Origin of the sequence: Prolixibacter sp. SD074, assembly GCF_009617895.1 — a bacterium.
Taxonomy (GTDB): Bacteria; Bacteroidota; Bacteroidia; order Bacteroidales; family Prolixibacteraceae; genus Prolixibacter.
The window spans coordinates 2,679,383-2,700,287 of sequence record NZ_BLAW01000001.1 but is presented as its reverse complement, the minus strand read 5'-3'; the positions used below and the strand labels follow the sequence as shown (position 1 = coordinate 2,700,287).

The 20,905-nt window shown below is 44.0% G+C and carries 14 protein-coding genes; 10 read left to right on the top strand and 4 right to left on the bottom strand.

What is annotated here, in order from left to right; genetic code table 11:
- Positions 1-64 precede the first annotated feature (64 nt).
- From GJU82_RS11645 to GJU82_RS11630, 4 genes are all read left to right on the top strand, one after another.
- The gene (locus GJU82_RS11645; protein WP_153632291.1) at positions 65-1,240 is read left to right on the top strand and encodes an exo-beta-N-acetylmuramidase NamZ domain-containing protein; all 1,176 of its coding nucleotides are present in this window, start codon (positions 65-67) and stop codon (positions 1,238-1,240) included.
- A gap of 3 nt (positions 1,241-1,243) precedes the next feature.
- On the top strand, positions 1,244-2,695 hold the full coding sequence (locus tag GJU82_RS11640; RefSeq protein WP_153632290.1) for a sodium:solute symporter: 1,452 nt from the start codon (positions 1,244-1,246) through the stop codon (positions 2,693-2,695).
- A 101-nt stretch (positions 2,696-2,796) separates the two neighbouring features.
- A complete protein-coding gene (locus GJU82_RS11635) occupies positions 2,797-4,242 on the top strand; it encodes a hypothetical protein (protein ID WP_153632289.1) in 1,446 nt (481 codons plus the stop codon).
- A gap of 6 nt (positions 4,243-4,248) precedes the next feature.
- Positions 4,249-5,271 (top strand): endonuclease/exonuclease/phosphatase family protein, encoded by a 1,023-nt coding sequence (locus tag GJU82_RS11630; protein WP_153632288.1) that lies wholly within the window; start codon positions 4,249-4,251, stop codon positions 5,269-5,271.
- 1 nt (position 5,272) lies between these two features.
- Here the strand turns inward: GJU82_RS11630 and GJU82_RS11625 are convergent, their stop codons facing one another.
- Entirely contained in the window at positions 5,273-6,706 is a 1,434-nt protein-coding gene (locus tag GJU82_RS11625) for a CCA tRNA nucleotidyltransferase (protein ID WP_153632287.1), read from the bottom strand.
- A gap of 150 nt (positions 6,707-6,856) precedes the next feature.
- Here GJU82_RS11625 and trxA point away from each other — a divergent pair, with 150 nt between their 5' ends.
- Entirely contained in the window at positions 6,857-7,216 is a 360-nt protein-coding gene (gene trxA, locus GJU82_RS11620; RefSeq protein ID WP_153632286.1) for a thioredoxin, read from the top strand.
- Positions 7,217-7,271: 55 nt separating this feature from the next.
- Here trxA and murF read toward each other — a convergent pair whose 3' ends face one another.
- Together murF and GJU82_RS11610 are read right to left on the bottom strand one after the other, a co-directional pair.
- Positions 7,272-8,564, bottom strand: a complete 1,293-nt coding sequence (murF, locus tag GJU82_RS11615; protein WP_153632285.1) for a UDP-N-acetylmuramoyl-tripeptide--D-alanyl-D-alanine ligase — start codon at positions 8,562-8,564, stop codon at positions 7,272-7,274.
- Positions 8,565-8,626: 62 nt separating this feature from the next.
- Positions 8,627-10,081: an SUMF1/EgtB/PvdO family nonheme iron enzyme gene (locus GJU82_RS11610; RefSeq protein WP_194831041.1), complete on the bottom strand. Its 1,455-nt coding sequence runs from the start codon at positions 10,079-10,081 to the stop codon at positions 8,627-8,629.
- A gap of 205 nt (positions 10,082-10,286) precedes the next feature.
- On the opposite strand from GJU82_RS11610, the gene porU reads away from it, so the two are divergent.
- From porU to GJU82_RS11585, 5 genes are all read left to right on the top strand, one after another.
- The gene (gene porU, locus GJU82_RS11605; RefSeq protein WP_153632284.1) at positions 10,287-14,075 is read left to right on the top strand and encodes a type IX secretion system sortase PorU; all 3,789 of its coding nucleotides are present in this window, start codon (positions 10,287-10,289) and stop codon (positions 14,073-14,075) included.
- A 114-nt stretch (positions 14,076-14,189) separates the two neighbouring features.
- Positions 14,190-15,377 carry a type IX secretion system outer membrane channel protein PorV gene (gene porV, locus GJU82_RS11600; protein WP_153632283.1) on the top strand — a complete coding sequence of 396 codons (1,188 nt, stop codon included), beginning with the start codon at positions 14,190-14,192 and terminating at the stop codon, positions 15,375-15,377.
- Between the two features lie 3 nt (positions 15,378-15,380).
- On the top strand, positions 15,381-15,866 hold the full coding sequence (gene ispF / locus GJU82_RS11595) for a 2-C-methyl-D-erythritol 2,4-cyclodiphosphate synthase (RefSeq protein ID WP_153632282.1): 486 nt from the start codon (positions 15,381-15,383) through the stop codon (positions 15,864-15,866).
- Positions 15,867-15,908: 42 nt separating this feature from the next.
- Positions 15,909-16,217, top strand: coding sequence for a co-chaperone YbbN (locus tag GJU82_RS11590; RefSeq protein WP_153632281.1), 309 nt, complete (start codon positions 15,909-15,911; stop codon positions 16,215-16,217).
- Positions 16,218-16,409: 192 nt separating this feature from the next.
- Positions 16,410-18,587, top strand: coding sequence for a tetratricopeptide repeat protein (locus GJU82_RS11585; protein WP_153632280.1), 2,178 nt, complete (start codon positions 16,410-16,412; stop codon positions 18,585-18,587).
- Between the two features lie 57 nt (positions 18,588-18,644).
- Here GJU82_RS11585 and GJU82_RS11580 read toward each other — a convergent pair whose 3' ends face one another.
- A complete protein-coding gene (locus GJU82_RS11580) occupies positions 18,645-20,660 on the bottom strand; it encodes a urocanate hydratase (protein ID WP_228488683.1) in 2,016 nt (671 codons plus the stop codon).
- Between the last annotated feature and the right edge of the window lie 245 nt (positions 20,661-20,905).

Below are 20,905 nucleotides of genomic sequence, written 5' to 3'. Positions count from 1 at the left end.
CAAATTTAAAGTCTTAATTGATTAATCCTAACAATTTTCTGAATCGTTTATAAAAACTAAGCCCATGAAAAATCATATCCTGCTCTTACTTTCGGTTTTCCTCTTTTCTTCTTGTGGAAATGCGAATGAAAAACACATCATAGTCGGCGCCGAACAACCTGGGAAATACCTGCCGTTGCTGGATGGTAAAAATGTGGCATTGGTGGTAAATCAAACCTCCAGGGTAAACGGTCAGCATCTGGTAGACTTTCTGCTCGAAAGGCACATTAATGTGAAAGAGATTTTTGCTCCTGAACACGGTTTCAGGGGGCAGGCTGACGCGGGTGAAAAATTGGAAAATACGTTTGATAAACGGACCGGGTTGCCGGTCATTTCGATTTACGGAAAAACCAAAAAGCCAAGTCCGGAACAGCTAACGGGAATCGATTGGGTCGTGTTTGACATTCAGGATGTAGGTTGTCGTTTTTACACGTACATCAGTACCATGCATTATGTGATGGAGGCTTGCGCCGAAAACGGCGTGAAAATGATGATTTTCGATCGCCCCAATCCCAACGGCGATTACGTAGCCGGACCGGTTTTTAAACCCGAATTTCGCTCATTTGTGGGGATGGAGCCCATTCCGGTGGTGCATGGTTGTACGGTTGGAGAACTGGCACGGATGATTAATGGCGAAGGATGGCTGACAAATCATGAAAAAGTTGATTTAACAGTAATTCCGGTTAAAAACTACGCTCATCAGGATCGATATTCTTTGCCCGTGAAACCTTCTCCCAATTTACCGAACGATTTGTCGATTCGTTTGTATCCGTCACTCTGTTTTTTCGAATCTACCAGTGTGAGTGTCGGGAGGGGAACTTATTTTCCCTTCCAGGTAGTAGGGTATCCTGATCCCAGATTTGGTTCCTTTTCGTTTACTCCAGAAAGTATCGAAGGGATGGCCAGGTCGCCACTTCATTTGGGTGAGAAATGTTATGGGATGGATTTCAGGGAACTGAAAAATACGCCGCGTTTTACGCTGAAATATTTTCTGGATTGGTATCATCGCTTTCCTAACGAGAAAAATTTTCTGACCCGCGGGCGCTGGTTTAATTTGTTGATGGGAACTGATGCTGTGATTAAGCAAATCAGGGAGGGAAAGACTGAACAGGAGATTCGCGCATCGTGGAAACCGGAACTCGATGCTTATCGACAGATTCGTAAAAAATATCTTCTTTATCCCGATAACGTCCAAAACTAAATCATGAATCCATTTATTGTGCTGGCCGTCATTGGCGGTTACTTTCTTTTGCTGATACTTATTTCGCGCTTGACAGCGAAAGGGGCGGACTCTGATACTTTTTTCACGGCCGACCGGAAATCGCCCTGGTTTGTGGTAGCTTTTGGTATGATTGGGGCTACGCTCTCGGGCGTTACGTTCATTTCCGTTCCGGGAGAAGTCGGGAGTTCGGCTTTTTCCTATTTTCAGTTTGTACTGGGAAATTTAGTAGGATACTGGATTGTGGCCGGAGTACTCTTACCCATGTACTACAAGATGAACCTGGTTTCGATTTATGGTTACCTTGAAGAACGATTTGGGCCGGCAGCGTATAAAACCGGTTCGTTCTTTTTCCTTCTCTCCCGTACCATTGGAGCGGCGTTTCGTCTCTACCTGGTAGCTGGCGTATTGCAACTTGCTTTTTTCGACGCGTTTGGTATTCCTTTTTGGGTTACGGTAATGATCAGTATTTTACTAATTTGGGTGTATACTTACCGGGGAGGGATCAAAACGATTGTATGGACCGATACTTTGCAGACCACTTTCCTGATTCTTGCTGTCGTTCTGACGATTAATTATATCCTGAATCATTTTGGATGGTCGGTGGGAGAAGCTTTCCGGCACATAACTGCTCATGCCGGTTCCAAGATATTTCATTGGGGATGGAAATCAGGCAATAACTTCTTCAAGCAGTTTTTTGCGGGGATGTTTGTCACGGTCGTTATGGTTGGCCTTGATCAGGATATGATGCAGAAAAACCTGACTTGCCGGAATGCCCGGGAAGCACAGAAGAATATGCTCTGGTTCAGTGCCAGCTTTGTATTGGCAGTTATGCTGTTTCTTGGGTTGGGTGTTTTGCTTTACATGTTTGCTGCGCAAATGGAAATGCCTCTCCCGGAAAGGACTGATGATTTGTATCCTTTGCTGGCGCTGAATAAGATGAGCCTTTCTGTCGGTATTGTGTTCCTGTTAGGAATTACTGCGGCAGCCTATTCGAGTGCTGATTCGGCTTTGGCTTCGTTAACCACAGCGTTTTGTGTTGATTTTCTGAGGTTTCAGAAGCGGACGGATGATAAAAAAGAGAAGCAGCGAAAAATGGTACACATTGGTTTTTCGGTGATCCTGTTCTTCGTGATTATACTTTTTCGGATCATTAATGATGAAAGTGTGGTGGTGGCACTTTTTAAAGTAGCAGGATATACCTACGGCCCCTTGCTCGGTTTGTTTGCTTTTGGGATGTTTACAAAGTACGAAGTGAACGACCGTGCTGTTCCAATTCTGGCTGTTACTTCCCCACTTATCAGTTGGGCCATCGATACGTGGTCGGAACAACTATTGTTTGGCTATCGATTTGGCTTTGAGATTCTTATTTTAAATGGAGGATTGATGTTTCTCGGTCTTTTTCTTTTTCGCAAAAAAAAATATTTCGAAAGTTAAAAAATGTTAAAGAAGTTTGATTATTATTATTATATTTGAACAGGGAAAGGTTGCTATTTTCCTGGCCATGATGATGTTATTGAGTGTGCTTATATAAACCGATGAGGGGATTTTGTAAAATACTGGTTGTTATGGTGTTGGTGTACCTTTTCGCTTCCTGTGAAAAGGAAAATATCAATTCATCTAACGATGCCCTTCTACATTTCTCAACCGATACAGTTGCCTTCGATACTATTTTTACCGCCATTGGCTCGCCCACCCGTAATGTTCGTGTCGTAAATCCAACCAACAGTACCCTCGTAATTTCTTCGATTAAGCTCGCTGGTGGAAACAAAAGTGGATTTCGTTTGAATGTAAATGGAGAAGTAGCTAACGATGTTTACGATGTGGAGGTCCCTCCGAACGACAGCATCTTTGTTTTCGTTGAAGTCACCCTTGGTGAAAACGGGGGGAATATTCCCATGGTTGCTGAAGACTCCATTGTCTTCAGGGTAAATGGCATTATGCAGGATGTTAACCTGATTGCATGGGGGCAGGATTTTAAGCGAATTAACTCGAAGGTGATTGAGACAACTACCTGGACCAATGAGAAGCCTTACCTGGTTTATAATTATGCCTATGTCGATTCCGGGGCTGCTTTAACGATTGAACCGGGAACCATCATTTATTTTCATGATGGAGCCGGATTTTATGTGAAAGGTACGCTTGATGTTCAGGGGACCAATGATGAGCCGGTCGTTTTTCAGGGGGATCGGCTGGAGTCGATTTACAGTGATTTACCTGACCAGTGGAATGGCATCATTCTTTTCTCTGGGAGCCATAATAACCGGCTCGAACATGCTGTTATCAAAAATGCCAATATCGGATTGCAGGTGGGAACGATTGAACACGAGGGGTATGCATCAGTCGAGCTTGCCGATACCCGAATCGAAAATATGAGCTGGGCTGGTATTTGGGCCATGAAATCGAAAATACTGGCAAGTAACTGTGTGATATCCAACGTACGGTATTACAATACAGCCTTGTTGTTGGGGGGGGATTATCAGTTTTATCATTCCACGTTTGCCAATTACTATAATGCCCTTTCTACGGGCATCCGAAATACGGAAACATTGATCGTCTCCAATTACCTGATCGACAGTAAAACCGATACGCGTTATGTCGGGAATATGACGCAGGCCACATTTGGAAACTGCATTGTAACAGGGAACCGGTCTGGTGAGTTACTGGTGCGCATGGATAAGAAAGGTGAGGGCAATTATCTTTTCGACAATTGCCTGTTGCAACTTAGCGATACAATTGATATCGATAATAACTCCCATTACCTGGGAATTCTTCGAAATGCCGATCCTCGTTTCATCGATCCGTATAAAGGGAACTTCCAGCTCGATACACTTTCCACTGTAAAAGACATTGGTAAATTGAGCTATGCCAAAATGTTCCCGAATGATTTTCTGGGGGAAAGTCGTTTGGATGATGCCGGACCGGATTTGGGAGCTTATGAACGGATTGAAAAGGATCCGGACAAAAACGCAGATTCGAAATAACAGCATATGTCATTTCCGGTACTGGCTATTTTACTGATGGTTAATCTTCTCCCTTCTGAGCTGCAATCTGCTTCGAAAAATGATTTTTGCATTGTGTTCTACAATGTGGAAAACCTGTTTGATATCAAGAATGATCCGGAAACGAAAGATGATGATTTCACCCCTGACGGAAAAAATCACTGGACTTATCATCGGTTGGATGCCAAACTACAACACATTTATAAAGTACTGATTGCAGCCGGGAAGGGCGAATTTCCCGATGTGATTGGCCTGGCGGAAATCGAAAACCGATGGGTAATCAAATGCTTAATAGACAGCACCCCATTGAGTCGTGTCCCTTATGGCATTATTCATAAGGATTCGCCGGATCGGCGTGGCATTGATGTGACATTGCTTTACCGAAAAGATCGGGTTGAGCCGGTTGACGTCGATTTTTTACGCGTGGTGAAAGAAGGGAAGAGGCAGTTCGAATCGCGCGATATCCTTTATTTCTCCGGTAGTTTAAGCGGAGATAAGGTCCATTTCTTTGTCAACCACTGGCCATCTCGCTATGGGGGCTATATGGCTACAAAGAAGAAGCGTAATTTTGCAGCCCGTATTTTACGGCAACGAATTGATACCATTTTTAAAAGTGAACCAGACGCGCGCATTTTACTGATGGGCGATTTTAATGCGACGATGAATGAAGGTTGCTTGCGGGATGTTTTGCGTGCTGCTCAGTTTACGAACATTAACGGAACGGATTCGTTGATTAACCTCACCAGTAATTGGAAAAAGGGATCCACCGGAACCTTGAGGAATCAGGGGCAATGGTCAGTTTTCGATCAGTTTATTTGCTCTCCTTCATTGCTTAATGGTACACAGCTAAAGCTGGATCTTTCCCGTACCCATATTTGCCACGAAGCCTTTTTGCTGGAAGCAGACGAAAAATACCTGGGCAGTAAACCGAACCGTACTTATCTGGGGCCAGCTTATCACGGAGGTTTTAGCGACCACCTCCCGATAGTGACCGTATTACATTATGAGTAGCTTATTTCAATGGCGATAATCCCATCTCTTTTGCCTTTTTAATCATATAGTTGTAAGCCTCTTCGTAATTGTTGTGAATAAGCCCATCCAGAATAGCTTCTTTGATGGCAGCCTTCAGCAAACCAACTTTCCGGCTAGGATTAAGGCCAAATGTCTCCATGATAACCTCTCCGGAAACGGGTGGCTGAAAATTCCGAATGGCATCACGTTCTTCCAGGTCCTGCAACTTTTGTCGGACAATCCGGAAATTATGCATATACTGTTTTACTTTGTCGGCATTTTTCGACGTAATATCGGCTTCACACAATGTCATCAGATCTTCAATATCATCTCCGGCATCGAAAAGCAATCGTCTGACAGCTGAATCGGAGACTTCTTCCTCCGACAAGACAATGGGACGCATATGCAGCAGAACCATCTTTTGTACAAATTTCATTTTCTCATTCAGCGGAAGCTTTAGCCTCTTAAACAGGACCGGAATCATTTTCGAACCGATGAAGTTGTGCGCATGAAAAGTCCAGCCCTGTCCTTCGACAAAGCGCTTGGTTGCAGGTTTGGCAATGTCGTGCAGAATGGCCGACCAGCGTAACCATAAATTGTCGGTATTGGGGCAAATACGGTCGAGAACCTCAAGTGTGTGATAGAAGTTATCTTTATGGCTGATGCCTTGCTTTATTTCGCGTCCTTTCAGTTTAACAAATTCCGGGAAAACGATGGACAGTAATCCGGTTTTATCCAGCAACTTGAAACCTACCGATGGTTTAGGAGATAAAATAATCTTATTTAGTTCATCTACAATGCGTTCCATCGATACGATCTTAATCCGTTCGGCTTGTTCCGTAATTGCTTCGAAGGTTTTATCCTCGATGATGAATCCCAACTGGGTGGCAAAACGAATGGCCCGCATCATGCGAAGTGGATCGTCCGAAAAGGTTATTCCCGGCTCCAGGGGGGTACGGATGATTTTGTTGGCAAGATCATCCAGGCCGCCGAATGGATCAAGCAGTTCTCCAAACCGATCTTTATTCAGCGAAAGCGCTAATGCATTAATGGTGAAATCGCGCCGTTTTTGGTCATCTTCCAGGGTACCATCTTCCACAATAGGCTTACGGCTATTGCTCCGGTATGATTCTTTACGGGCACCAACAAACTCAAAATCGATGTTGTCGAATTTAAACATGGCGGTTCCAAAATTTTTGAATACCGAAACGTTGAGTTTGGGATTAATGGCGCTCGCCACATCCCGCGCCAGCGAAATGCCACTACCTACTGTGACAATATCGATATCGTAGTTTTCCCGTTTCCGTTCAAGCAGCAAGTCCCTTACAAAACCTCCAATTACATAGGTTTCCAGGTTTTGCTCGTCCGATATCTCGGCGATGGTGCCAAATACTTTGTGCGTTAATTTTGATTTAAAGTTCTGCCGATTAGGCATATGGAGATATTTATGGTTAATTGCAAATTCTCAAATTGTTGACAAAAATAGAAGTTTTCACCGAACTTGTCGTTCTTTGTTCCGGAAGGGAACAATGACAGATATTCATTTGTTGACTTTTTTAAGAACTTGTCATAAAAATTGTAATCTATGCTTGAACATTTAACGAAAGAAACATTCAAAGAAAAAGTATTCAACTTTGAAGAGAATAAAGAATGGAAATTCGAAGGAGATACCCCTTGTATTATAGACTTTTACGCCGATTGGTGCCAGCCCTGTAAAATTGTTGCGCCCATACTGGAAGAACTTCAGGATGAGTATGGCAATAAACTGGTGATTTATAAAATCGACACCGAGGCGGAGCAGGAACTGGCCGGAATGTTTGGCATTCAGAGTATCCCATCGTTACTTTTTATTCCGGTAAACGAACAACCGCAGATAGCGATGGGCGCTTTGCCCAAGGATACTTTCAAACAAGCCATTTCGGATGTGCTGAAAGTTGAAAATTAGTATTCCTGATATTTCCACTACGATTTATAAACGGGTTGAATTTGATTCAGCCCGTTTATAATTTTTCCACCAGCGATTCCAGTTTCATTCCGCGCGATCCTTTTATGAGCAGATAATATCCAGAAGGTTTTGTGTTCTCCAAATAGGTTTTGGCTTCCTCCGTCGTTCGAAACGATTGGAAAGAATCCGGCATCCGGCATTTTGCGAATTCAGGTCCAACCAGCAGAACAAAATCTGGTTTGAGTGAAGCCAAGCAGTCAACTACTTTTTGGTGCTCTTCGGCCGAAGTTGTTCCTAGTTCCAGCATGTCGCCCAATATGACTCCTTTGGGCATATTATTGATATGCTGAAAAGTATCCAGTGCGACTTGTATACTTGACGGATTGGCATTGTATGCATCGAGTTGCAGTTTGTTGCTGTTGCTTTCGATGAATTGCGAACGGTTGTTGGCCGGGACATAGTTTTCCAAAGCTTCTTTTATTTTTAACGGATCGATTGCGAAGAAGTTTCCGACAGTTGCAGCGGCCAGTGCATTTTCCAGGTTATAGCCACCAATGAGTTTGGTTTTGATGTAAAGCCATCCTTTCGGGAATTTCATTTTGCAAACCATAAACGGATTGGACTCGATTAATTCGCCCTGAAAGCCGGGTTCGTTTTTGTCAGTTGTATAAGGAATGTTTGACGTTTCTCCGGCCATTTTCTTCAGGTGGGCGTTGGCCTGGTTGATGAATATCTTTCCTCCTGTTCGTTCGATAAAACGATACAATTCTGCTTTGGTTTTTTTTATCCCTTCGAAAGAACCAAATCCTTCGAGGTGTGCTTTGCCCACATTGGTTATCAAGCCGAAATTGGGAAGAGCAATTTCGCAAAGGGCAGCAATTTCACCCGGATGATTGGCTCCCATTTCCACAATCCCTATTTCTGTTTCAGCCGTCATCGACAGCAGGGTTAGCGGTACCCCGATGTGGTTGTTCAGGTTACCCTGTGTAAAAACGATTTTGAATTTCTTCGCCAGAACAGCAGCTGTTAGCTCTTTTGTTGTGGTCTTGCCGTTGGTCCCGGTAATGGCAAGTATCGGCAGATTCAGCTGCTGGCGGTGAAAGCGTGCCAATTGCTGAAGGCTTTCCAGAACATTTTCCACGTAAATGGTGCGCGAATCGGTGACATATTCTTTTTCATCCACGATGGCATAAGCAGCGCCCTGTTCGACAGAGCTGGCAGCATATTGGTTCCCGTTGAAGTTGGCTCCTTTCAGCGCGAAAAAAAGGCATCCCTTTTTTATGTTCCGACTATCTGTAGAAATGTTCGGATACGAGGTAAACAGCTGATATAATCCTTCTGTGGTCATGGCTTAAAAATAAAAAACCTCAGGCAAATGCCGAGGTTTTCAATCGGTAATATTTTTTGGGATTAATCTCCATTACCAGGACTACCTACGTGGGTCATGGCACAGCGGAAACCAATATCATCTGTCGATTTATTCTGATCTATATATCGACGTGCTCCGGGACTTAACCAATACGGGCGGTCTTTCCAGCTTCCTCCTTTGTATACTCTTACTTTGTCGGTAATGCGTGGTGCAAATTGCCCGGCATTAGCTTCATACATATTTTTTGAAGTACTGTCGGCCTTATTGGCTTCGGAGTTCCAATCTTCCGAATCGTCAATTCTTGATTGGTAATCGCCGTCCCGGAAGTTTCTGGCATCGGCAACCGTATCAACAATGAGCCGACCGTAGTCGTCACGCATCAGGTTGCCATCGGCATCTCGCTTGTATTTTGTATAAACGTTTCCACGGAAGGGCTGAAATTCAGCTTCATCCTGTGTCGCTGCCGGGCGATATACGTCCTGTACCCATTCGTTGACATTGCCCGCCATACAGTAGAGGCCATAGTCATTGGGCCAGAATGATGTTACCGGGGCTGTAATGTCATATGCATCGTTTAGTGCACCAGCCATGCCCATCATATCACCCCTTCCACGAACACTGTTGGCCATCATTTCTCCACGGTATTTTTTCTGCGTGTTCCTAATTTGAGTACCGTTCCACGGATAGATGCGACGATCGGTTAACAGCTCTTTGTCGGTATTCCCAATAAGGCCAAGTGCTGCATATTCCCACTCCGCTTCGGTAGGAAGACGATAGTTCGGTAAAAGCAGACCATCTGATTGTTTTACACGACGCGTCGCTCCATCCTTTGAATAATCCTTCATCGGATTGTCTCCTTCTACTCCCTGATACAAACCGTTCAGATATGATTCAGTCGTGAAAATATTTTGTCCCTTCTGAGACAAGTCATCCGTAAGGACCCCTTCGTTAATGAGAATTCGTTCATTAACACGGTCGGTACGCCATTTACAATATTGTGTTGCCTGTACCCAGCTGACACCTACTACCGGGTAGTTACTGTAAGCCGGATGACGGAAATAGTTTTCCAAATAGGGTTCGTTATAAGCCAGCTCGTTTCTCCAAACCAATGAATCGGGAAGTGCTTCGTTATATTTATTTTTGTCATCGGGATATACCCTTTTTATCCAATGTAAGTATTCGCGCCAGTCAATATTTCTCACTTCCGTTTCATCCATGTAAAACGAAGCAACGGTTATTCGTCTTGGTGTGTTATTCCAATCATACGTAACATCCTGCTCAACGCGGCCCATCGTGAAGGTTCCTCCTTTTATGAAGACCAATCCCGGACCTGTTGCCTGATGGTATCCCGCCTGGTATTCAAACCCACCGTTATCCGGATCGTTATACGCCCAGCCTGTGGTAGAAGAAACTCCGGGATCTTTTCCTTTAAAAAGAGTGCAGGAGCCAAGTAATAAAAGACTAATCGCCAATAACGGAATTAATTTCAATCTCATGATGTGTATAATCGTTAATGATTTTCCTTGGTGAACACAAATATAACTGAAAACCCGCCTTACTTATTGTCTGTCGGGAATAACTTTTTTAAATGCCGCACGGTATCGGGACAAATATAATTGTAAAATATTGCGATTAAAGAAAATTGCGTTCATTTGTCTTGTTCGAAATATTTGATTTTCCAAAAAAACGTTGATATTGTCAATGATTTTCTGTTTTTCAGTCAGTTTGGAATTCAGAGAGCGGAATAATACCATCAGTATTTGCTCGTCCACAATGTATAAATTATTCTTTTTCATATCAATCTTTCTATTCGGCGGTAATCTTTACGGCGAGCAGCTTACGGTGTCATTGACGTGGCACAAGGCTGATAATTCAGCACTTCCTGTTTTTACCGGTGCTAAATTCGATGATGTTCAACCCGACATCCCTTTTTGGTCGGCAATGATACCGGTTAATTCGGTAAACGTTGATGCGGGGCTGGTGGTTGACCAGTGGAATTCTCTTCCGGATACGGGAGCGGTAGAAGAATATGCCTTCCCCGATACATTGACTTTTACCGGTAAAGTAGTGATTGCAGCAGGGACGAAATTTCTTCAATTACGATTGTCTCCTTTCGTCAGGGAATCAGGAAACGTTCGGTATGTTTCCCGTTTTCATGTAAGATACTCTGTCCTTCCGACCTTGAAGACAGCCAGTTTGGTTGGTAGAGTGGCCACTCATTCCGTATTGGCTTCCGGTACATGGAAAAAGGTGAAAGTAACCGGACAAGGGATGCATTGCATTACCTATGCCGATTTGACTGATATGGGGTTTCAGACACCGGCGAACTTGCGGATATACGGAAACCTGGAATATATGTTAGATCGGGTGAACAGGCCGGACTCTCCGGATGATCTGGTTCCGATTCCTTTTTATACCGGGAAAAATGCCTCGGGAGACGATTGTTTATTCTTTTATGCACCCGGAACCGTGAAATGGACGTACGATGAGACAACGGGGATGTATCAGCATCAGCTGAACTCGTTTGCCCCTGATTATTCCTTCTTTTACCTAACGGAAAATTCCAGTATAGCCCCTCAAGTACCAACTGAAGCGATTGCGGGATCAACAGCTGATGCCATTGTTACACAATATGATTATCATGATTTTTCGGAAAAGGAAGAGAATAACCTGATTGAATCGGGGCGGCAGTGGTTTGGTCCGGCTTTAACCGGTAGTGCTTCTCAGAGTGTTGCTTTCTCTGTGCCCAACCGGGTTGTTTCGGAGCCTGTTTCATTTCAAATGGAGGCTGCGGCGAGGACCAAGAGCGGCTCCTCACTATCTGTCAAGACTAATGGAACAATACTCTCCGATTTTCAATTTAGTGCGTATCAAACATACGAAAGTGCCGACTACGCTGATCTGCAAGAGAAACAATTTGCATATTCCGGTGCGGGGACTCAACTGAATGTCGTGCTGCAGTCAAATGCGGGAGGAACCGATCAAACCTGGCTGGATTATATCCGAATGCAGGCCCGGGCAAGTTTGATTCTTTCGGGAAATGAACTCATATTTCGGGACAGTCGTTCGGTGAAGCCAGGACGGACAGCCCGATTCAGTCTTTCCGGTGCCAATTCCCAAACAAGGATTTGGGATGTAACCTCGCCTTTGAGTCCCAGGGCGATGCAGACAACATTGGACGGAAGTAAATTAAATTTTCTCGCTTCAGTTGATAGCTTGCATGAATTTATTGCGTTTAATCCTTCTGCCAATTATCCGGGCGTTGAGTTTGTTGAAGATATTGCCAACCAGGATTTACATGGCATTGATGCAGGACAAATGCTCATCATCACTCCTGAAATTTTTCTGGCGCAAGCTAATGAGTTAGCCAACTTTCACCGGCAAAAAGACGGGTTGAATGTTTCGGTTGTTCCGGTAGAAAAGATTTACAATGAATTCTCAATGGGCATAAAAGATGTAACAGCTATCCGGAATTTTATTCGAATGTGTTACCGTAAAAATTCGGGTAATTCGTTGAAGTATGTATTGCTTTTCGGAAAAGGGACCTACGATAATATTCATGACGTGCCAGATGAAAATCCGGATTATATCCCGACCTGGCAGTCTGAGAATTCGGTAAATCCGTCATTGTCTTTTGTGTCGGACGATTATTTTGGGCTGCTCGATGATGGTGAGGGAGAGTACAATGGAGCTGTAGATGTTGGGGTAGGAAGAATTCCTTGTTTATCACAGGCTGAAGCAGCATCAGCCGTTGAAAAGATTATCCATTATGCTTCGGGAGCTAGTTTGGGGGAATGGCGAAATGTGTTGTGCTTTATTGCCGATGACGAAGATGGGAATTTGCATATGCGTGATGCCGAACGGTTGGCTGATCAGGTGAACTCGAATTACCCGTCATTTTACACCGATAAGATTTATTTTGATGCCTATCCGCAGGAAACAACGCCCGACGAGCGATACCCGGAAGTGACTACTGCCATTAACGACCGTATCAAGCGGGGGGTTTTGATCATGAATTATACCGGTCATGCGAATGAGGAGGGCCTGGCTCATGAAAAAGTGTTGATGAAGCCCGATATTGACGCCTGGACCAATTATGATAAACTTCCGGTGTTCGTTACAGCTACCTGCGAATTCAGCCGGTGGGATTATACCAATAAACAATCGGCTGGTGAACACGTTCTCTTTAATCCCAATGGTGGTGGGGTAGCGCTTTTCTCGACAACCCGGTTGGTTTATTCTTCTGCCAATTACCAGATTAATAAAAGTTTTTTCAACCATGTATTTGAGCAGGACCAGAATGGAGAAAACCTGAGAATGGGCGATGTTATCCGGTTATCGAAGATTGATAATGGCGGGACTATTAATTCGCGAAAATTTGCTTTACTGGGCGATCCGGCATTGCGCCTTACCTATCCGCAATATCATGTGGCTACGTTGAAAATTAATGGACAGCAGGCTGATACATTGCGCGATACGATTCATGCGTTGGATGTTATTAAGGTAAGCGGACAGGTGCAGGACATCAAAGCAGACAAATTGACAAACTTTAACGGCGATCTTTATCCGATAGTTTATGATAAGCAAACGACAGAGCAGACGCTGGGAAATGCCGGGCAGGCACCTTTCGATTATGTTGTTCAGAATAATGTACTGTACAAAGGGAAAGTGTCGGTTACAAATGGTGTATTTTCCTTTTCGTTTGTTGTGCCAAAGGACATTAATTACCGTGTGGATAAAGGGACGATACGCTATTATGCAACGGATGGAAAGGTTGATGGGCAGGGCTATTATAATCAATTTGATATTGGCGGAGCCTCTTCCGGCTCAACAAACGATGTAACCGGACCAGATATTCAGATTTATTTGGATAATGAAAAGTTCCGTTCGGGCGATGAAACCGGGAAAAACCCGCTGCTATTGCTTTCCCTGGCTGATGAAACCGGCGTTAACACTTCCGGAACGGGTATTGGGCATGATTTGACCGCGACGCTTGATGGCAATGAGCAAAACTTAATTGTATTCAACGACTTGTTTCAGGCCGATCTGAATTCTTATAACAGCGGAACCGTAAATTACCAGTTTAATAATTTGTCCGACGGTATTCATACCCTGAAGATAAAGGCTTGGGATGTATTGAATAATTCTTCGGAGAAAGAGGTGGTATTCAACGTAAATACGGGGTTAAAGATAAGCCGTGTCTATAATTATCCGAACCCGGTTACGGACGAAACGCATTTTGTTTTTGAACATAACCAATATGGTGAACTATTTGATGTTACCATTTCCATTTACGATTTGCAGGGACGTCTGGCCGACCGAATGGATAAATCGGTTCTATCCGATGGATTGTCGAGTAATCCGGTTACCTGGAATCCTGCCTCACGCGGTATTTATTTGCCAAAGGGAATTTATGTTTATCGGATCACTGCCACTTCAAGCGAGGGTTTTTCGGCTTCAGGAAGCGGACAAATGTTGATATTGTATTAGAAACATACGTCTGAAGATAATTTTTTATTATGAAAAGCGTTCCAGTATAGGAATGCATTTTGAAAACAAAAGCTTATTTTTGTGGACATTAATGATTTTACTTTACCATGATCTATGAGAAAACTGCTTGTTAGCCTAATTGTCATTGCCCCGTTGCTGCAAACAGCGAAAGTATTTGCGCAGGAAACTATTACCGGCCAGGATGTGAAGGCAAATCCGATTACGACGGCTGTACCTTTCCTGACCATTGCACCCGATTCAAGACATGGAGCGATGGGGGATGCCGGTGTGGCTACATCTCCGGATGTAAATGCCCAACACTGGAATGCATCGCAATATGCATTCATGGAAAGCTCATTCGGGATCGGAGTTTCCTATACCCCATGGCTTCGGGATTTGGCCGACGACATTAACCTGGCTTATGTGGCCGGTTACTATCGTCTCGACAACCTCCAAACAGTAAGTGCATCATTACGGTATTTCTCTCTGGGTAGCATTCAGCTTACCGATGTGCAAGGACAACCGATGGGGAGTCAGAATCCGAATGAATTTGCTTTCGATGCGGGTTATTCAAGGAAACTTTCGGATAATTGGTCCGGTGCTGTTGTGCTGAGGTATATCCGTTCCGACCTTTCCGGTGGAGTGGGCGATGAAACCTATTCGCCTGGTAACGCCTTTGCAACCGATGTTTCATTCTATTATCACTCGGCTTGGAAAGACAGTCGGCAACGTCGGGAGATTTCGGCTGGTATTGATATTTCCAATGTTGGTTCGAAAATTTCATATGACCAGGGAGAAACGAAAGAGTTTCTTCCGGCCAATCTTCGTTTGGGAACGGCATTCTCCATGGATTTGGATGAATATAATTCGTTGACGCTGACGGCGGATGTCAATAAATTGCTGGTGCCGACTCCAGCTGATACCATTTCTGCAACCGGTTCAGGTAACGGAACTATTGTTGTAACTCCGGGATATGGTTCAGATAAATCTGTTATTAGCGCTGTTTTCTCTTCATTTGGTGATGCGCCAGGTGGATTTAAGGAAGAGTTGCAGGAAGTGATGGTGTCACTTGGAGTAGAGTATTGGTATAATAAGCAGTTCGCTTTGCGTGCCGGATATTTTTATGAGAATCAAAATAAGGGCAACCGAAAATATTTTACAGCTGGTGCTGGTTTGAAAATGAATGTGTTTGCTCTGGATTTTTCTTATCTTCTTCCGGTTGAACGAAACAATCCGTTGCAAAATACGCTACGTTTCACATTGTCATTTGATTTGGATGCATTTCAAAAAAATCGGCGTTAGTTTATGGCTTATCGTGTGGGACTGGGCTACGATGTTCATCGGCTAGCCGAAGGTGAGGAGTTATGGCTTGGCGGAGTTCGGATTCCTCATTACAAAGGGATCGTGGCGCATTCCGATGGTGATGTTTTGTTACATGCCATTAGTGACGCCATGTTAGGAGCCGCCCGTCTGCGTGATATTGGTTTTCATTTTCCCGATACATCGGAAGAATTTAAAAATGCTGACAGCAAAATGCTAATGGCGGAAGCATACCGGCTGGTCAGGGAAAAGGGCTATCAAATTGTCAATATCGATTCAACCATTGCTGCTCAGAAGCCGAAGCTGATGCCTTTCATCACGATGATGGAACAAAAGATTGCAGAGGTATTGGTAATCGATGAAGAAAGGGTGGCGGTAAAAGCCACAACTACTGAAGGACTTGGTCCGGAGGGGAGGGAAGAGAGCATTTCGGTACAAGCTGTTGTGTTGTTACAAAAACAAATTTCATAAACGCGGGAGCAACAATGTTCCCGTTTAGCATTTAATGATCTTATGCATTTTGAAGAGTTGGTAGAAACCAAAGCACTGGTATTATTGTATTTTACCGGCCCCAACTGCTCGGTTTGTCATGTGCTGAGGCCCAAAGTTGAGGCGTTGGTGCAGAGAGAATTCCCGAAAGTCGCTTTTCGGGCGGTGAGTGTGGACCAGGAACCTGAATTGGCTGCATCATTTTTAGTCTTTACAGTTCCGACGGTAATCTTCTTTGCCGAGGGAAAAGAAACTTTCAGAAAAGTTCGTGCCTTTTCTCTCGATGAGCTTCAAGGCGATATGTCCAGAATTTACCGCTTCTTTGAGGATTAATAACCGACAAATACTGTCTTACATATTGGCCTTATTTTAATTAATGTTTTTTTATCTCAGTAATTTTTTTTAATTTGTTTATCTAAACCCAACGTTCTGTTACCAATTTTAAAACCTACTTAACCAACCGTGCCCAGAGGTAAGTTAATTTATATAACCCTATTGTTGGGATTGGTTTGTATACCCTTAATCTTGAGAGCCAAGCCTAACGTTGAAGAAGTCGACAGTCTCGTGCAAAAGCTTTCTTCCGTTTCGGAGAAAAATAAAGCAGAGTTGCTCAACAAGATCTCTTTTGCCTACCTCTATTTAGATTCCAGGAAAGCCCAAAATTATGCTGAGCAAGCCCTTGAACTGGCTATTAAACGGAAGGATCGTAAAGAGGAAGGGACCGCTTACTTGGCAATGGGCAGTAATTATTTTCTGCGTGGGGAATATGAGGCTTGTCTGCCACTGTTAAAACAGGGGTTGTTGATTGGCAAAGATTTAAATGACCGGAAATTAATTACCAATTCCCTTAATTCGCTTGGGGCCTATTACAACAAGATAGGCGATTTCAAGAAGGCAGTGGATACCTATGAGGAGGCTTTTACTTATTTGAAGTCTCCCAGGGACGATCTTGAGATTTCTACTATTGACTCGAACCTGGGCGGATTGTATTCTACTTCTGGTAATTATGTTAAGGCAATGGAGCTGTTTATGCGTGCTTTAACCGTTTTTGAAAAGAAAGGTACAAAAGAACAGGTGGCACGCATTAAAAATAATATTGCGGTAGCCTATCACGATTGGGGCAACCTCGACAAAGCGCTTAAATATTACAATGAGGCACTTGACGTGTATCGTGACTTGAATCAACTTTCCAACGAAGCTATTCCATTAAATAATATCGGAGAGATTTATAAGGACCTGGGTGAATATGAAAAAGCGATTGACTACTACCGTCAATGTTACGGTATCGGTATTATGCTTGATAACAGGCAGTACGAAGGCATTGGTGTTTTGGGCATGGGCGAGGCTTTGATTAAGCTCAACAGGATTGACGAAGGCGAAGAGAAGATTCTCGAAGCAAAAGCAAAATTCGAAAGTATGAATTATGTGGAAGGACTGGCGCATGTATACTATAATATGGGATTGATTGCCAACGCAAGAAAGCAATCGGACCAGGCCATGGCAGCCTTCGAACAGAGTATCGACTATGCCAAGAAGCTGCATATTATTGATTTGCTGGAAAAGAATTACGCTGCTTTGTCCCGGCTGGTAGCAATAACTGGTGATTATCGCCGCGCTTTCGATCTGTATAACACCTATTCAACGATTCGTGATTCGGCTTTCAATGAGAGTAAAGCTAAATTGGTTACGGAAATTCAGAGCCGTTATGAACTGGGGCAGAAACAAAATGAGATTGAAATTCTAACCCGCGACAACGCGATTAAGGATTTGGAGTTGGGCAGAAAACGGGTTCGTTTCAATATCATGCTTGGAATCATTTTGGTTCTGGCTGTTTTTTCTGTATTGGTCGCTACGCTCTATTCAACCAAGCGTAAATCCAATCTCTTACTCGAATCCAGTAATGAACAAATTCTCCGGCAAAAGGATGAGCTGGAAAAACTTAATACCACAAAAGACAAGTTGTTGTCAATCATTGGTCACGACTTACGTGGTTCGATTGGTGCTTCCAAGAGCATGCTTCATCAACTGATTAAGGAACCGGATGTGTTCCCGCCAGAGGAGCAGGAGCAAATCAAAGAAGAGTTGTACCGGCTTTCGGAGAATACCTATGAATTGCTGGAAAACCTGCTTTCCTGGGCAAAAAGTCAGCGGGGGCTCAAGATTTTCAAAGATGCTAATTCTATTCGTCGGTTAGTGGATTCGAATATCGAGCAGCAGCGTTTCTTTGCTGACAAGAAGAATATTGAACTGACTTCGCAACTGACAGAAGACTGCATGGTATACTGCGACAGGAATATGATTAATATGGTCATTCGTAACCTGTTGACGAATGCCATTAAGTTTACACCGGAAAAAGGCAAAATCACCATTTTCGGTCACCGTGCCGGAAATAACTATCGCGTTTCGATTAAAGATAACGGAATCGGTATTCCTACTGAGAATATTTCCCGCATTTTTGATTCCCGTGAATTCTTTACAACCTATGGTACAAATAGTGAAAAAGGTTCCGGTCTTGGTTTGATTCTTTGTAAAGAATTTGTTGAAAAGAATGGGGGCGAAATCAGTGTTGAATCTGATTTGGGCCGTGGTACCACATTCTCATTTACATTGGTTGTTGCCACCGGAGTTAATAGCTCCAGCATGGATGTGAACCAGGATAACGATAATGGAAAAGCAACGCCTGGTAATACTTCCATCGGATAAAAAAACTGCCCGAATATTCATCCGGACAGCTCTTTCCTATGCATTGTATCCCTTTTGTTATTTCTTGAATTGCTTTGCGACTATATCATCGTCGGCAATATTGGGCAATGTCACCTTCAGGTTGGGATTTTGCTCCATTGCGCGTTTGATGGCAAATATGGCGGGTTCATTTCTGGCCCACGAACGTCGTGAAATACCATTGTTCACATCCCAGTGAAGCATTTGTGTTATTCGGCAATCGCATTCTTCCGAACCGTCAAGCAGCATACCGAATCCGCCGTTGATCACTTCGCCCCAACCGACGCCGCCACCATTGTGCAACGAAACCCAGGTAGCCCCTCGGAAAGCATCGCCAATGACATTCTGAACTGCCATGTCTGCCGTAAAACTTGAACCGTCATATATATTCGAGGTTTCCCGGAAAGGGGAATCTGTTCCTGAAACATCATGGTGGTCGCGTCCCAAAACGATCGGAGCGGAGATTTCACCATCAAGAATGGCTTTGTTAAACGCGGCGGCAATCTGCATCCGGCCATCACAATCGGCATAAAGAATCCGTGCCTGTGAGCCAACCACCAGTTTATTCTCTCCTGCTTTGCGGATCCAGTGAAGGTTGTCCTCCATCTGCGATTTGATTTCTTTCGGTGCTTCCGCAGAAAGTTTTTCCAATACCTGAGCAGCGATGGCATCCGATTTTTCCAAATCTTCCGGGTTCCCTGAAGTACAAATCCAGCGGAAGGGTCCGAAACCGTAATCAAAGAAAAGTGGTCCCATTATATCTTCCACATATGACGGATAACGGAATAGCCCGTTGTCTTTCATTACGTCAGCTCCGGCACGCGAAGCTTCCAGAAGGAAGGCATTTCCATAGTCCCAGAAATACATGCCATTGGCTGTCAGTTGATTAATGGCAGCCACGTGGCGACGCAGGGTTTTCCGGACCTCTCCTTTAAATCTTTCCGGGTCTCCTACCATCATTTTGTTTGACTCCTCCATCGTCAGACCTGCCGGGTAATAACCTCCTGCATATGGATTGTGCAAAGAAGTCTGGTCGGAACCAAGTTCAACGGGGATACCGTCTTTCGCCAGTCGTTCCCATAAGTCGACTACATTTCCCAGGTAAGCGATGGAGACAGCTTCTTTGTTGCGACTTGCCTGGAGCATTCGCTGAATCAATTTATCTAAGTCACTGAACACTTCGTTAACCCAACCTTGCTCATGCCTTACTTGCACTGCTTTGGGATTGATTTCAGCTACGACACCTACGCATCCGGCAATAACGGCAGCCTTGGGCTGGGCACCGGACATTCCACCCAAACCGGACGATACGAATATTTTGCCGGCAATTCCTCCTTCCGAATGCATTCGGGCTGCATTTATTAAGGTGATGGTTGTGCCGTGCACAATACCCTGCGGGCCAATGTACATGAATGAACCAGCAGTCATCTGACCATACTGGGTCACACCGAGCGCATTCATTCGTTCGTAATCATCTTTCGATGAGTAGTTGGGGATGACCATCCCGTTGGTGACCACCACTCTGGGGGCCTCCTTGTGCGACGGGAAAAGTCCCATTGGATGGCCAGAGTACAAAACCAGGGTTTGCTCATCGGTCATTTCCGAAAGGTATTTCATGGTCAGCCGGTACTGGGCCCAATTTTGAAAGACCGCCCCGTTTCCACCATAGGTGATCAATTCGTGAGGATGTTGCGCCACTGCTTTGTCCAGGTTGTTCTGAATCATTAGCATAATGGCTGCAGCTTGTTTTGAGCGGGCAGGATAGTCAGCGATGGAATGCGCGTGCATTTTTATTTCCGGACGAAACCGATGCATGTAAATACGCCCGTAGGTTTCCAGTTCCTGAGCGAACTCCGGAGCCAGTACTTCGTGATGCTTTTTAGGAAAATATCGTAATGCATTGCGAAGGGCAAGCTGCTTTTCCTCATTGGACAGAACCTGCTTCCGTCTTGGGGCGTGATTGATATTCGGATCATAACTTTTCGGTTCCGGTAAAATATCCGGTATTCCTTCGGTTATTGATTTCGCAAACGTATCATTGGTCATAGTTTTCATACGTTTAAAATTTATAATTATGGTCCATAATTTAATTCTAAATTTGAGAACGTATGGAACCGCTTCGCTCTCACATAAACTTTTTTTAATCATTGCCTTTGGCGAACTTTTGATTAAAAAAGTTCATGTCCGTTTCGTTTTAATATTCTGACAATAAAATTACAATGGAGGAGATGATTAAAAAATGAGGAAGTGCATGTTTGATAACCGGCCTTAATAGAGCTCTTTTTTTACTGGCATGCCAA

Excerpts from the sequence above, each read along its gene's own strand:
- GJU82_RS11610 (WP_194831041.1), bottom strand. The coding sequence starts at position 10,081 with ATGAGATTGAAATTAATTCCGTTATTGGCGATTAGTCTTTTATTACTT.
- GJU82_RS11625 (WP_153632287.1), bottom strand. The coding sequence starts at position 6,706 with ATGCCTAATCGGCAGAACTTTAAATCAAAATTAACGCACAAAGTATTT.
- ispF (WP_153632282.1), top strand. The coding sequence starts at position 15,381 with ATGGCTTATCGTGTGGGACTGGGCTACGATGTTCATCGGCTAGCCGAA.
- GJU82_RS11580 (WP_228488683.1), bottom strand. The coding sequence starts at position 20,660 with ATGAAAACTATGACCAATGATACGTTTGCGAAATCAATAACCGAAGGA.
- porV (WP_153632283.1), top strand. The coding sequence starts at position 14,190 with ATGAGAAAACTGCTTGTTAGCCTAATTGTCATTGCCCCGTTGCTGCAA.
- porU (WP_153632284.1), top strand. The coding sequence starts at position 10,287 with ATGATTTTCTGTTTTTCAGTCAGTTTGGAATTCAGAGAGCGGAATAAT.
- GJU82_RS11635 (WP_153632289.1), top strand. The coding sequence starts at position 2,797 with ATGAGGGGATTTTGTAAAATACTGGTTGTTATGGTGTTGGTGTACCTT.
- GJU82_RS11590 (WP_153632281.1), top strand. The coding sequence starts at position 15,909 with ATGCATTTTGAAGAGTTGGTAGAAACCAAAGCACTGGTATTATTGTAT.
- murF (WP_153632285.1), bottom strand. The coding sequence starts at position 8,564 with ATGACCACAGAAGGATTATATCAGCTGTTTACCTCGTATCCGAACATT.
- GJU82_RS11630 (WP_153632288.1), top strand. The coding sequence starts at position 4,249 with ATGTCATTTCCGGTACTGGCTATTTTACTGATGGTTAATCTTCTCCCT.
- trxA (WP_153632286.1), top strand. The coding sequence starts at position 6,857 with ATGCTTGAACATTTAACGAAAGAAACATTCAAAGAAAAAGTATTCAAC.
- GJU82_RS11645 (WP_153632291.1), top strand. The coding sequence starts at position 65 with ATGAAAAATCATATCCTGCTCTTACTTTCGGTTTTCCTCTTTTCTTCT.
- GJU82_RS11640 (WP_153632290.1), top strand. The coding sequence starts at position 1,244 with ATGAATCCATTTATTGTGCTGGCCGTCATTGGCGGTTACTTTCTTTTG.